The organism is Pseudoalteromonas sp. CNAT2-18.1, from assembly GCF_022347865.1.
Classification (GTDB): domain Bacteria; phylum Pseudomonadota; class Gammaproteobacteria; order Enterobacterales; family Alteromonadaceae; genus Pseudoalteromonas; species Pseudoalteromonas ruthenica.
In genome coordinates, this window is record NZ_JAKRFR010000005.1 from 168,388 (window position 1) to 181,705 (window position 13,318).

Consider the following 13,318-nt stretch of genomic DNA (forward strand, 5'->3'; position numbering starts at 1 on the left):
GTGATACAGTAACAACAATTGCAAGTCAGCGGTATTGAACGTGATGATTGAAATAGAAAAGCTATGGTTTTCTTGGCATGGTGAAAAGCACACACCCACTCTAGCAATAGACTCGTTGCACATAAAAAAAGGTGAGCATGTTTTTTTACACGGCCCCAGCGGCACCGGTAAATCAACGCTACTGTCGTTACTGGCGGGGATCCAAACCCCGCAACGCGGGCACATTCGCATTGCCGATACCAATCTCAGTGCCCTGAGCAGCGCCAAACGCGATCAGTTTCGTGCCGATCACCTCGGCTATATTTTTCAAAACTTTAATTTACTGCCCTACCTTAGCCCTATCGACAATGTCACCTTAGCCTTGGCTTTTTCCGCTGTTCGCCGCCAACGAGCGCAACGCGCCGGTATGGCAATGAACGAACTGGCAGCCACCTTGCTCACTCAGCTCGGTTTAGATGCTAGCCACCATCATCAAGCGGTTAATACCTTGAGTATCGGTCAGCAGCAACGCGTAGGCGCAGCGCGAGCGGTCATTGGTGAGCCCGAAGTGATCATCGCCGATGAACCCACCTCCGCCCTTGATGAGGACAACCGCAAGGCGTTTATCGAGTTGCTGTTCGAGCAAACCGACAAGACCGGCGCCACGGTGGTGTTTGTGAGCCATGAAAAGTCGCTCGCGCCGCTGTTCTCCAAGGTGGTGAGCCTAAGTGAAGTTAATCAGCTTGCAGGAGTGGCGTCATGATTTTGCTAAAACTCGCCAGCAAAAGCTTATTTAACCGTAAGGCCAGCGTGTTACTCAGTGTCTTAACCATTGCCATTAGCGTTATGATGCTGTTAAGTATTGAACGAGTGCGTGTGGATGCCAAATCAAGCTTTGCCAATACCATCTCGGGCACCGACTTGATTGTTGGCGCGCGTACCGGCGATATCCAACTATTGCTAGCTTCAGTATTTCGCATTGGCCATATGAATAATGGCGTTAGCTGGCAAAGCTATCAAGCCATTAGTAGTAAGCGCGGCGTTGCTTGGAGTATTCCACTGTCGCTCGGTGATGCCCACAAGGGCTTTGCAGTAATCGGCACCGACTTAAGTTATTTTGAGCACTTTCGCTATGCTAAGAAGCTGCCCTTGCGCTTTGCCCAAGGCCACGCTTTTGCCGGCGTAAACGATGTCGTGCTTGGCGCTGACGTTGCTCGCTCATTGGACTATCAACTTGGCGACAACATTGTCGTTGCTCATGGCATGGGCAACACCAGCTTCCACCAACATGATGATAACCCCCTGACCATCGTTGGTATATTGGCGCCGACCGGCACCCCAGTCGATAAATCGGTGCATGTGCCGTTAAAAGCAATTGAGCTGATGCATGGCAGCGCTCAAGCGCCCGACTCGCACGAGCACGATGAGCATACAACTCACCCAAGCGAACACCACGAACATGACCAGCACCATGAGCAAAAACACGCACCGCACCAAGATTTAGTCGGTACACCAAAACAGATTAGTGCCTTTTTACTTGGCTTCGACAGCCCACTATACAGCTTACAAGTACGTCACAATATCAACCAATATCAGGCTGAGCCATTAATGGCGATTATGCCCACCGTAACCCTGAGTCAACTCTGGGAAATGCTTGCCATAGTGGAAAAAATCTTGCTGTTGTTTTCCTTGGTGGTGGTCAGTGTCAGTCTGCTAGGAATGCTTACCACCTTGCTGGCAAACCTGTCGCAACGGCGCCGGGAGCTCGCTATTTTACGTTCTGTGGGCGCCAAGCCGTGGCATATTTTTTCCTTAATGAGTATAGAAGCCGTGCTGATCAGCGTTATTGGTACCGCCTTGGGGTGTGGCTTATTTTACGCGGCCATGTGGGCCAGTCAGTCTTTACTGCAAGCTCATGCCGGCATTAGCTTGAGTATCACTCCTTTGTCAGGCTATGAACTGAGCTTAGTCGCAGGTATCATTATCGCTGGCTGGATTGTCGGTATACTGCCGGCAGCACGCGCTTATTTCTACTCGCTAAACGATGGTATGAGCATTAAAACCTAGGATATTTATGAAGTTTATTTACGCAAGTTTGGTGCTTTTGAGCACCGCGTTGACAGGCTCGGCAATGGCCAATGAGCCCCTGGAGATTTTTTGGGAAGACCTGGTGCCAGAAGGTCATGTTGCCGTCGATACACGCAATAGTTCATCAAGCCACGAAGGCAGTGAGCAAAACTGGGTGCAGCCAAATTTAGATGCCCCAGTGGTACAAAAATACAATGGCAAAACCGTAAGCCTTCCCGGCTTTGTGGTGCCTTTGGAGGGAGACAACGAGTCCATAACTGAGTTTCTCTTAGTGCCTTATTTCGGCGCGTGTATCCATGTGCCGCCACCACCACCGAATCAAATTGTACATGTGACCATGAAAAATGGTGTGCCGATCGATAGCCTCTATGACGCGATAGTGGTGACCGGGGTCATGCAGGCTGATAGCTGGAGCGGTGAAATCGCAAAAACCGGCTACAAAATAGCTGGCGTCGGTGTTGCCCCCTTCGAGCTATAGCAAAATCAATTGGCCAAGGACATCCCTTGGCCGCCCACCTCAGCGCTGACACTTTTTACAGTAAACCGTTGAGCGCCCGCCTAAACGTATTTCCGTCAGCGTAGTCGCACAACTTGTACAAGGCTCCCCTTTACGGCCATAGACCAATAATTGCTGCGCAAAGTAACCGGGTTTACCATCGCTTTGGGAGAAATCTTTCAATGTCGTGCCCCCCTGCTCAATCGCCGCCGCGAGGGTCTCCTTTATTAACGGTGTGAGTTTTTGATAGCGTGCAAGGCTGACTTTCCCAGCTTCGCGTTTAGGGTGAATCCCGGCTTTGAATAAAGATTCGTTGGCATAGATATTACCGACCCCAACCACCACCTGGTTATCCATAATAAACTGCTTAATAGGCTGCTTCTTATTACGAGAGCGCGCAAATAGCCACTGCGCATCAAAATCAGCGGTTAGTGGCTCTGGCCCTAATTTTTGGAATACCGAGTGCACACTGTCCAGTGGCTGCCACAAACACGCGCCGAAGCGGCGCGAGTCATTAAGGCGCAAACTCAGGCCGTTCGCAAACTGAAACTCAATATGATCGTGTTTTTTTAACGCCGTGTTGCTATCAACAACCCGCAAATGCCCGGACATACCCAGGTGTAAAATCACCGCTCCCTCATCGCAGTGCAGCAGCAAATATTTTGCACGACGGCTTACCTGAGTAATGACGTTACCTGCTAGGGCATAGACCTGTTCGCTCACCGGCCAACGCAGTTGCGGTTGATGAACATTTACTTGGGTAATGGTTTGCCCCTCAATATGGGGGGCAATGCCTAAACGGCTTACTTCGACTTCGGGAAGCTCAGGCATAAGTTAGTTACTCGCTAATTGTATAAACAGCTGCTGCGCTTGATGTGTCGTTAAGCTATACCAGCGCTGCTGTTGCTTGTTAAATAATCGATAGTGCTGCTGGTCTTTATAGAGCACATAAACATAGGGGGTTGGCTCTCCTGCAAGCGTTAAGGTTGCGGCTAAAAGAGGCGCTCCGCCAAGCGGCTCAGCTAACGGCGCTCTTTGTTGTTGCCAAGCGCGAACATTGGCTTCTAGCGTTTGAATATCAGCGCTTGGTTGCGCCGCATCGCTGTCCTGTTGCATACGCCAGCTGGTGCCAATACGCTCAATTTTTATGCCGGGATACTCTAAAGTAAGAATATAACTCTGCGCTGGTAACAAAGGTTGCGGCCCTTTAGGTTCATCATCGCCACCAAGCCTATGATGTAACCCATTGAACACAAAGATCATAATCAACATGGCGAAAATAATTAAGTTATTCCACCCTTTGCGCGAAAGTTTAATTGCAGCCATGGTTTATGCCCTATAGAAATTAATCCTCCCAGTGTAACCAAAAAGTCGTGCCCAAGCAGCCCATTTGCCGCTACCGCAGAGCTAAAAATTATTGCTACAATAACGGCAAAATATTTAGGAGAGTCGATATGGCAATGTATGTAGTGGGACACAAGATCCCTGATTCTGATTCGATCTGCGGTGCAATTGCACTGGCGTACTTAAAAAATCAAATTGGTGAAGAGGCGATCCCTACGCGTTTAGGCGAGGTATCACCGGAAACCCAGTTCATCCTTGACCGTTTTGGCTTCGAAGCGCCAGAACTGAAAATGAGCTACGCTGGGGAAGAGGTGTATATTGTTGACCACACCGAGAAAACTCAAGCCCCTGATGATATTGACCAGGCGACTGTAGTCGGCGTGGTCGATCACCACAAACTAGGCGATTTAACCACATCCACACCGCTTGAATGTTGGATTCGCCCGGTCGGCTGCTCAAACACCATCATTAAAATGATGTATGACTTCTACGGCGTCGATATTCCAAAAGATATCGCCGGCTTGATGATGTGCGCTATTTTAAGTGACACGGTGATTTTCAAGTCGCCGACTTGCACCACCGCCGATATCAAGTGTGTTGAGGCTCTTGCAGAGATCGCTGGTGTTGACGATGCCAAAGAGCTCGGCATGGAAATGTTCAAGGTTAAATCAGCCGTTGAAGGCACGCCAGTGCGTGATTTGGTCATGCGTGACTTTAAAGACTTCAATATGAATGGCAACCTAGTGGGCATCGGTCAGTTAGAGGTTATCGACCTGGCGGTATTTGACAACATAAAAGCCGAATTACATGCTGATCTTGCTAAGCTTAAAGAAGAGGGCAGCCGCCACAGTGTGCTGTTGTTGCTCACCGACATCATGAACGAAGGCTCGCAAATGCTAATCGCTTCTGCTGACGAAGGCATCATCGAAAGAGCCTACGGCGAACAAGTGGCTGACTCTCAGGTATGGTTAGACGGCGTACTTAGTCGCAAAAAGCAGGTAGTGCCACCGCTGCAAGACGCATTTGCAGGTTAATCCCCGCTTTTTTAGTATGTTAAGCCAGCAACCTCGCTGGCTTTTTTATTGCCCACAACAAGGGCACTGCGGGTCTTTCTGCAATTGTATTGCCCTATGGCGCAAAGTCTCGCCATCAACACAGTGCAACACGGCCGCTCCATTGCCCTTAAGCAAATAGTTAATGGCGAGCATGGCCTGTTGTGCACCGACAATGCCCAGCAAGGGCGAAATCACCCCGAGTGTGGCGCAATTAGCGGTGGGGTTATCGCTGTGCGGCGGAAACAGACAGGCATAACAGGGAGAGGTGCTATCGCCAAAGTCGAACAACGCAAGGTGCCCTTGGTGTCCCACCGCAGCGCCGCTAATTAGCGGCACCTGCGCCTCTTTGCAGGTTTTATTGAGCAGATAACGGGTTGCAAAGTTATCACTGCAATCAAGCACTAAATCACACCCCGACAACGCCGTGCTTAAAGTATGTGCGCTCGCCCGTTGGCACAGTGGCTCTAGGGTTATGTCGCTATTTAAGCTGGCTAACACTTTATTTGCCGCCTTCGTTTTAGCTTGCCCGAGATGATTAAGCTTGAACAGAATTTGCCGCTGGAGGTTAGATAGCTCAACCTCATCATCGTCCATAAACCGCACTCTGCCCACGCCACTAGCGGCAAGGTAAAGCAGCGCAGGGCTGCCTAAGCCGCCGCAACCGACCACCAGCACGGTGGCTTGCTTTAGGCGCAACTGCCCCGCCTCGCCAACATCATCAAGCAATAACTGCCGAGCGTAACGGATACGTTCTTTGTTACTGAGCGCGTCACTGTTCACTGCGCCCGTCCTTGATTGCTTGCTGTAACTGCGCAATCGCCTGTGTAGGATGCGCTGCTTCGGTTATCGCCCGAACCACGGCGACACTGCCGACACCGGTATTGACCACCTCAGCGATACGCGTCAAATCTATGCCACCAATGGCCACCGTGGGGTAATGAGCTTGCATCAATGGTACAAAGTGACGCAGCTTCTGCAGGCCCTGAATTTGCCCGGTCATATCCTTGGTGGTGGTTGGGTAAATCGCGCCCAAGGCGATATAGCTGGGCCGGTAATTGTGCGCTAGCAGCATTTCATAAAAGCCATGAGTAGAGAGCCCTAAGCGCAGGCCAGCGTCTTGAATAGCGCGCAGGTTGGCATTGTGTAAATCCTGTTGCCCCAGATGCACACCGTAAGCGCCATGCTTTAACGCTAACTGCCAGTGATCATTGATAAACACCTGAGCATCGTGGGCACGCCCCAAGGCAATGGCCTGCTTGATAGCTTCTTCTAACTGCTCGCCATGGCAGTCTTTCATGCGCAGTTGCACGGTTTTGACACCGTGCTCCAAGCACAGCTGCAACCAATCAACACTGTCGACCACAGCGTAAAGCCCAAGTTGCGGTGGGCAAGGCGCGAATCCGGCGGCATAGTTAAAATCGGCAGCACATGGAAAATCAAGCTCGTCGCCAAGCCAACTACCGGGCTCGATCACTTGCGGAAAATCAGCAAGTTCACTAGGCCAACGCGTTTGCGCTACCGGGCCGATGCCTTCGCCGTAGCGCTGCGCGCTTTTCAACCCGGCATTAATATAGGCTTTGCCAAGAATAAAGGCATCTTTAAGCGGATACCCCTTAGCCAAGCAACTAGCAATAACGGACGACAACGTACACCCCGTGCCATGGCTGTGGGGAGTGGTGATGGTGGCGTTGCCAAGCCAATATTCTTGTTCACCTTCGCGGCAGTAATCAACACAATACCCTTGTGGATAGTCCCAATGTCCGCCTTTAATCACCACACTTTTTGCCCCCCACTGCTGCAATCGTTTCGCTGCTTCACGCAACGCATCGGGGCCAATAAGGTATATACCGGTGAGCATTTGTGTTTCATGGACGTTGGGAGTGATTACATCAACCAAGGGCAATAAATGGGTTTTAATGGCATCGGCAATATCGTCTTGAGCGTCTTCCTCAATCAGACTATCACCACTTGTGGCAATGGCCACCGGGTCATAAACCACATAAGGAGGGCACGGCCAGTTGTCGCGATAATAACGTAAATGTTCGGCTACCAGTTGGATTTGCTGCACATTGGCGAGCATCCCTATCTTGATCGCTTGGGGACGAAGGTCATTGGCTAAGGCTTGCAATTGTGACTCCAGCACCGCCTGTGTCACTGGATTTAGTGCTTCCACGCCCAGGCTATTTTGTGCTGTCAGTGCGGTAATGGCGCTACATCCATGCACACAAAAGCTGTGCATCGCTTTCAAGTCGGCTTGAATGCCTGCGCCACCGCCGCTATCAGAGCCGGCAATGGTCCATACTACTTCACTCATATATCCTCACTCATTGTGTGCCATGCAGGCATGCCCAACGTCGGCGTTGACGGCACGGCAGTCGACTTTTCCACCATGGGCCCTGCTAAATAACTTTGTCTGCCAGCCACGGTGGCATTGGCAAAGGCTTGTGCCATCAACACAGGGTCGTTGGCTCCTGCTATGGCCGAGTTTAGTAGCACGGCATCCACGCCCATTTCCATGGCTTGGCAGGCGTGAGAAGGCAACCCTAACCCGGCATCGACAATCAGCGTAACATCGGGTAAGCGCTCGCGAATAGTATGCAATGCATAGGGGTTTAATATGCCTTTGCCAGTACCGATGGGCGCAGCCCAAGGCATAATAACCTCACAGCCAGCGCTCACTAAACGCTGGCACACTACCAGATCATCGGTGCAATAAGGAAGCACCTTAAAACCCTGTGCCAATAATTGCTCAGCAGCAGTAACTAGGGCGATAGGGTCTGGCTGCAAGTTGTAGTCATCACCAATGAGTTCGAGCTTTATCCAGTCGGTGGCGAAAACCTCACGACACATTTGCGCCAAGGTCATCACCTCTTGCACACTGTGGCAACCTGCGGTGTTGGGCAGCACCGTTAACCCGGTATCTTTGATCAGCTGCCAAAAGTCATCTCCTCCAGCGTGAGAGTTCTGCCGACGCAGAGACACCGTGACGATTTCACTGCCACTGGCGGCAATCGCTTGATGCATGCATTGCGGCGATGGGTATAAGGCTGAGCCAATCAGCAGCCGGCTGCTGAAAGACTGACCATAGATAGTAAAAGCGTCGCTCATCTAACCTCCTTGAATGGGTGCAAGGATATCCACTTTATCGCCTTCTTTCAGGGCGGTGTGCCCATAGTCTTGCTGCGCGACAAAGTGGCCATTAACAGCGGCGGCGAACGGCGGTTTAGCCGCAAACGCAGTGATTGCCTCACTCAATGCAGCCTGCTCTGGCACGGTAACAGGCGTTTCGTTTATATAAATCTGCATATCTTCACCTTGGTTTTATACGGCGGTATTAAACTGCGCCAATGCCCGCTTAACGACAATGGGCGCGAGCATATAGCCATGGCGATATAAGCCATTAATGCTAATCACCTTGCCCCTTTGCTCAATATGTGGACGGTTATCGTTATAGGCAGGGCGCAGCCCAGCACGCAAGGACTCAACGGTGGCTTCAGCAAAGCCACTATGGACACTGTAAGCTGCGGATAACAGCTCTAAGGTAGAGCGCACCGTGATAGCTCGGGTATCTTGTGATTCAATTTCGGTGGCGCCGATGACATAGCGATGCTCTGGCTTAGGAGCGATATAAATCGGATAACGCGGATGCATGAGCCGCACCGGCCGGCTCAAGCGTACTTCCGGTGCATGCACTCTAGCGACCTCGCCACGGACCCCCCGCAACAGGGTGTGCGCAGTTTTCGCCCCGATGCCGCGACAATCGATGACGGCTTGATAGTCTTGTGCTGCGAGCGCGTCAACGTCCACATCGGCGTTAAAGGTAAAGCGCACGCCACGACGTTTTAGGCTGAGGTAGCTGTGCTGATAAAAGCCTTGATTGTCGAGCTGTCCCTCGCATGGCAGGTATAGCCCTTTGCCAAAGCGCCCTGCCAGCTCGGGCTCGAGCGTCTGCAACTGAGCACCGTCAATGTCTTGCCCAGCAAAGCCCGCCAATGGCTTTAACTGTTTGCGGAAATGCGCCATGGCGCCCTGATCCTGGGGGTAGGCAACAATAATACTGCCAGCTTGCTGAAACTGAACCGGTTCATCGAGCAAGGCCAAGAGTTTTGGCCATAATGCCAAAGCAGCAAGGCCATCCTCAGCGAGGTCTTGTTCACACAGTACCGATTCGGCCATTGGCGCAAGCATCGCAGCTGCCACGTGCCCAGCACTACTGTGGCCGTGCTCATCACCGCGTTCAAACACTTCAATATCATAGTGCTGGGCAAGCAGCAGTGCGGCCACCCGGCCGCACACACCAAAGCCAACAATGGCTATTTTTTGGGCCATTAATATACCTTATGGTAGAGCTCGCTGCCTGAGGCTTTAAACTCTTCTGATTTCGCCTGCATTTGCGACTCAACATCAACCATGCGAATACTGATTTCCTCGCCAAGATTATTGGGGTCGATACCTCTAGACTCCAGATCTTTGGCGTAATCACGTACTTCCTGAGTGATTTTCATAGAGCAGAATTTGGGCCCACACATCGAGCAAAAATGCGCGACTTTTCCTGACTCTTGCGGCAAGGTTTCATCGTGATACTCGCGCGCTCGATCTGGGTCGAGACCCAAGTTGAATTGATCGAGCCAACGAAACTCGAAACGCGCTTTTGATAAAGCGTTGTCACGCTCCTGCGCCCCTGGATGCCCTTTGGCCAAATCGGCTGCGTGGGCGGCAATCTTATAGGTGATTAAGCCTTCTTTAACATCTTCTTTGTTAGGCAGCCCCAAATGCTCTTTCGGCGTGACATAGCACAGCATAGCGCAGCCATACCAAGCGATTTGCGCCGCGCCAATGCCTGAAGTGAAGTGGTCATAGCCCGGGGCAATATCGGTGGTTAGCGGGCCTAAAGTATAAAACGGCGCCTCGCCGCAATGGGCTAACTGCTCGTCCATATTGTCTTTGATTAAATGCATCGGCACGTGACCTGGCCCTTCGATAAACACTTGCACATCATGCTGCCATGCTATTTTGGTAAGCTCGCCTAAGGTGCGTAGTTCACTGAACTGCGCTTCGTCATTGGCATCGGCAATCGACCCTGGACGCAGCCCATCGCCCAACGAGAAACAAATATCGTACTGCTTTAAAATTTCGCAAATGTCTTCAAAGTGGGTGTACAGGAAATTCTCTTGGTGATGCGCTAAGCACCATTTCGCCATAATAGACCCCCCTCGGGAGACAATACCCGTGACCCGCTTTGCGGTCATAGGCACATAACGTAATAGTACCCCAGCATGGATGGTAAAATAATCGATGCCTTGCTCGGCTTGTTCAATCAGCGTATCACGGAAGATTTCCCAGGTAAGATCTTCGGCCACGCCATTGACTTTCTCAAGCGCCTGATAAATCGGCACCGTGCCCACTGGCACCGGCGAATTACGGATCACCCATTCTCTGGTTTCGTGAATATAGCGCCCGGTTGATAAATCCATAATGGTGTCGGCTCCCCAGCGGGTGGACCACACGGTTTTTTCTACTTCTTCTTCGATGGATGAGCTAACCGACGAGTTACCGATGTTAGCATTTACTTTCACCAAGAAGTTACGCCCGATGATCATCGGCTCGGACTCGGGATGATTGATATTATTAGGGATCACTGCCCGCCCCCGTGCAACCTCATCACGGACAAACTCAGGGGTAATAAATTCGGGGATACTGGCACCAAAAGACTGCCCAGGGTGCTGCTGAGCTAATAACTCTTTGCGCACCTTCGCACGGCCCATATTCTCGCGAATGGCAATATACTCCATTTCTGGGGTAACGATCCCTTGGCGAGCGTAATGCATTTGCGTGACATTTTTACCCGCCTTAGCGCGGCGCACCTGCGGTAGATGCTCAAAGCGAATATGGTCAAGCCCTTCGTCAGCCATACGCTGCTGAGCAAACTGCGAGCTTTTATGATCTAATAGCTCGGTGTCATCACGCTCTGCAATCCAAGCCTGGCGGAATTTAGGCAGACCTTTGCGCACATTGAGCTCAAAATCTGGATCGGTGTATGGCCCAGAGGTGTCATAAACACGAATAGGGTCGTTTTTTTCGTAGATGGGGTTTTCTTCACTGCCGCCAACAAAGGTATCGCTTAATGCGATTTCCCGCATACCTACTCGCACTCCAGGCTGCGAGCCTTCAACATAGACTTTTTTGGAATTGGGGAAAGGCTGCCCCGTAAGGTTGTGGATATATTCAGACGCCGCTTCGCGGCTTTGACGACGGCTTGGTTTGGTTTTTTGTGACATGACGCACCTCACTATTTTACTGAGTATTGGTCTTGTCTGGAGGCGATAGAGCCTGTGGTCCGCGCGCATAAGCGCTGCTTTGGCTGGGCATGGTTTGTGCCTTTACGGCACAAGCGTGCCGAGGCAAGCTTGTTCCCTACGCAGGTGTGAGCCTGATCAGGTTAACGGATCCCGCATTTGCGATCTCAGCCCTTCAGTTAGGGCACTCCGACAAGTATTCGCCAGCAGTCTAGCTTACAAACTCATTGTTGCGCAAGCCAGCGGTCAAGATGATTGGCAAATTGTTGTTTGTCTTGGGCACTCAAAGGGGCTTGGCCACCGGTTTGGATGCCGCTGCTTCTTAAGGTATCCATAAAATCACGCATATTAAGGCGCGACTTGATATTCTCTTTGGTGTACAGCTCACCCCGTGTATTCAATGCTAGTGCGCCTTTATCAATTACTTCCGACGCTAATGGGATGTCGCTGGTGATCACCAACTCACCGGCCTGAACTTGCTGTACGATTTTATTATCCGCCACATCAAAACCCGGCATGACTTGCTGCATACGCAAGAAATCTGATGCTGGCAAACGCAGGTATTGGTTGGCAACAAAGACCGCTGTGGTTTTCGTGCGTACCGCAGCGCGGCAGATAATTTCGCGGATAGCGACGGGACACGCATCGGCGTCAACCCAAATAGTCATGGCGTTTCTTCCTAATTAAATAGGTGTGCAGTATATCAAGTTTGTCAGTGGAGGTATGAAGTGATGCAAGAATAAGTATAAAGGATGAAAAATGAAGCGCTTTCCCCGCACTATTTACGTCCGTTTACACGCAGAATGCATTTCACTGCTCCGATGTGTTGACCCTGCAAAAGGTAAAAGGTTAAAAAAAGGTTAACACCCTACCTCAGGTGTACTTTTTGAAACTTGATCACACATGGAGCATAAAATGAAAAAACTATCACTACTGAGCTTGGCACTCGCCTCTACGCTGAGCCTCACCAGTCATCTAAGTGTTGCCTCACAAACAACCGCTGTCACCCAACAGGCACAGGCGGCCCACAGTGTATTCCAAAGCAAAAAAGCCCTTGCCAAAAACATTGCCAAGAATTTAAAGCAGCTACAACCAACCCTACAACAACAACTAAGTGCGTACTCGTTGGCAGTGAGTGCCGATAAGTTAGTGCCTAAAGACGCTCAAAGCGAGTTTGATCTGCAACAGCACAATGCCCAAATTCGTTCGCTAAAGGGCCTACCTGAACAGGGCGACAACCTATTACAACTGCGCCTAGCACATCGCAACATGCTTAATGACTGGCAGCAAGGCGAACCGGCGCTGGTCGCCTTTGCCCCCAAGGGCGATGACAAACACTGGGATGTGGTAGAAGCGTATGACCAACAAGGACAGCTGCATTTACTCGATGCCTACACGCTTCCTGATACACCGGTTTTCATCGTCGAGCTTGACGCCAAAAAGACCCTTACTGAGGGACTTGCGATAATGCGCTCGGTGCTGGCATCAACCCAACAACCGACGCTACAAAGTAAATACAGCACCCAAGACGAACAACCGTTATCCACCACAGTGCTTAAACAAATCCGTGTTAATGATGATGAAGAGCCTTGGATTTCAGGTGCCGCTGAAGTGTACGCCATTGTCACGGGTGTGAGCCCGTCTCGCGATGAGCCAGTGCTAGACATTGTTGATATGCCCTACTTAGATCACGACGGCGAAAACTACTACCCAAACCAAGTGTTAATTCACTGGAATCGCTACCGTTGGCAAGCTGCGGATATCTTATTGATGGAGCAAGACGACAATACCAATTATAAAACTCTGGCGAGTAAGCTATTGGAAGTCGCCACAGCGGTACTGCGCGCAATTCCGAATCCTGACGCTCAGGGCTATGCCATTATTCCTCAGCTAACAAATGAGATTTTACAAGCAATGCCTGATGCATGGTTCACTAACGATGACGACTATGTTGACGTGTATTACACCTTACGTGAGGGGCAAACGTACCGTAACTATGCGGGCGCCAGCAACAACGCAAGGGTCACGCTGGAACCACTTACTATCGACCCAAGATAAAA

General features: G+C 50.9%; 14 protein-coding genes and 1 riboswitch. Of the genes, 5 read left to right on the forward strand and 9 right to left on the reverse strand.

Features of this window, described 5'->3' with window-relative positions:
- Nucleotides 1-43: 43 nt before the first annotated feature.
- From MHM94_RS12270 to MHM94_RS12280, 3 genes are read left to right on the forward strand one after another with little or no spacing between them, the layout of a single operon-like run.
- Complete coding sequence (locus tag MHM94_RS12270; protein ID WP_045979254.1) at nt 44-742, forward strand: ABC transporter ATP-binding protein; 699 nt, start codon at nt 44-46, stop codon at nt 740-742.
- Nucleotides 739-2,046 (forward strand): ABC transporter permease, encoded by a 1,308-nt coding sequence (locus tag MHM94_RS12275; RefSeq protein WP_235419551.1) that lies wholly within the window; start codon nt 739-741, stop codon nt 2,044-2,046. The genes MHM94_RS12270 and MHM94_RS12275 overlap by 4 nt, the downstream gene beginning before the upstream one ends.
- A gap of 7 nt (nt 2,047-2,053) precedes the next feature.
- A complete protein-coding gene (locus MHM94_RS12280; protein WP_045979252.1) occupies nt 2,054-2,545 on the forward strand; it encodes a DUF3299 domain-containing protein in 492 nt (163 codons plus the stop codon).
- 39 nt (nt 2,546-2,584) lie between these two features.
- Here MHM94_RS12280 and mutM read toward each other — a convergent pair whose 3' ends face one another.
- Both mutM and MHM94_RS12290 read right to left on the reverse strand, forming a co-directional pair.
- The gene (mutM, locus tag MHM94_RS12285) at nt 2,585-3,394 is read right to left on the reverse strand and encodes a bifunctional DNA-formamidopyrimidine glycosylase/DNA-(apurinic or apyrimidinic site) lyase (protein ID WP_235419550.1); all 810 of its coding nucleotides are present in this window, start codon (nt 3,392-3,394) and stop codon (nt 2,585-2,587) included.
- A 3-nt stretch (nt 3,395-3,397) separates the two neighbouring features.
- Nucleotides 3,398-3,889, reverse strand: a complete 492-nt coding sequence (locus MHM94_RS12290; RefSeq protein ID WP_022943342.1) for a hypothetical protein — start codon at nt 3,887-3,889, stop codon at nt 3,398-3,400.
- A 128-nt stretch (nt 3,890-4,017) separates the two neighbouring features.
- Here MHM94_RS12290 and MHM94_RS12295 point away from each other — a divergent pair, with 128 nt between their 5' ends.
- Entirely contained in the window at nt 4,018-4,941 is a 924-nt protein-coding gene (locus MHM94_RS12295; protein ID WP_045979250.1) for a manganese-dependent inorganic pyrophosphatase, read from the forward strand.
- Nucleotides 4,942-4,986: 45 nt separating this feature from the next.
- Here MHM94_RS12295 and MHM94_RS12300 read toward each other — a convergent pair whose 3' ends face one another.
- From MHM94_RS12300 to MHM94_RS12330, 7 genes are all read right to left on the reverse strand, one after another.
- A complete protein-coding gene (locus tag MHM94_RS12300) occupies nt 4,987-5,742 on the reverse strand; it encodes a HesA/MoeB/ThiF family protein (protein ID WP_235419549.1) in 756 nt (251 codons plus the stop codon).
- Nucleotides 5,732-7,276 carry a thiamine phosphate synthase gene (thiE, locus tag MHM94_RS12305; protein ID WP_235419548.1) on the reverse strand — a complete coding sequence of 515 codons (1,545 nt, stop codon included), beginning with the start codon at nt 7,274-7,276 and terminating at the stop codon, nt 5,732-5,734. The genes MHM94_RS12300 and thiE overlap by 11 nt, the downstream gene beginning before the upstream one ends.
- Entirely contained in the window at nt 7,273-8,070 is a 798-nt protein-coding gene (locus tag MHM94_RS12310) for a thiazole synthase (RefSeq protein WP_151173415.1), read from the reverse strand. Before MHM94_RS12310 ends, thiE begins: the two co-directional genes overlap by 4 nt.
- On the reverse strand, nt 8,071-8,268 hold the full coding sequence (gene thiS / locus MHM94_RS12315; RefSeq protein WP_022943337.1) for a sulfur carrier protein ThiS: 198 nt from the start codon (nt 8,266-8,268) through the stop codon (nt 8,071-8,073). It abuts the gene before it with no gap.
- Nucleotides 8,269-8,283: 15 nt separating this feature from the next.
- Nucleotides 8,284-9,291, reverse strand: a complete 1,008-nt coding sequence (locus MHM94_RS12320) for an FAD-dependent oxidoreductase (protein ID WP_235419547.1) — start codon at nt 9,289-9,291, stop codon at nt 8,284-8,286.
- The gene (thiC, locus tag MHM94_RS12325; RefSeq protein WP_235419546.1) at nt 9,291-11,240 is read right to left on the reverse strand and encodes a phosphomethylpyrimidine synthase ThiC; all 1,950 of its coding nucleotides are present in this window, start codon (nt 11,238-11,240) and stop codon (nt 9,291-9,293) included. Before thiC ends, MHM94_RS12320 begins: the two co-directional genes overlap by 1 nt.
- Before the next feature lie 116 nt (nt 11,241-11,356).
- A riboswitch (TPP riboswitch) is annotated at nt 11,357-11,460 on the reverse strand.
- A gap of 22 nt (nt 11,461-11,482) precedes the next feature.
- Nucleotides 11,483-11,926, reverse strand: a complete 444-nt coding sequence (locus MHM94_RS12330; protein ID WP_235419545.1) for a YaiI/YqxD family protein — start codon at nt 11,924-11,926, stop codon at nt 11,483-11,485.
- 247 nt (nt 11,927-12,173) lie between these two features.
- On the opposite strand from MHM94_RS12330, the gene MHM94_RS12335 reads away from it, so the two are divergent.
- Nucleotides 12,174-13,316: a DUF3103 family protein gene (locus tag MHM94_RS12335; protein ID WP_235419544.1), complete on the forward strand. Its 1,143-nt coding sequence runs from the start codon at nt 12,174-12,176 to the stop codon at nt 13,314-13,316.
- Nucleotides 13,317-13,318: the final 2 nt, after the last annotated feature.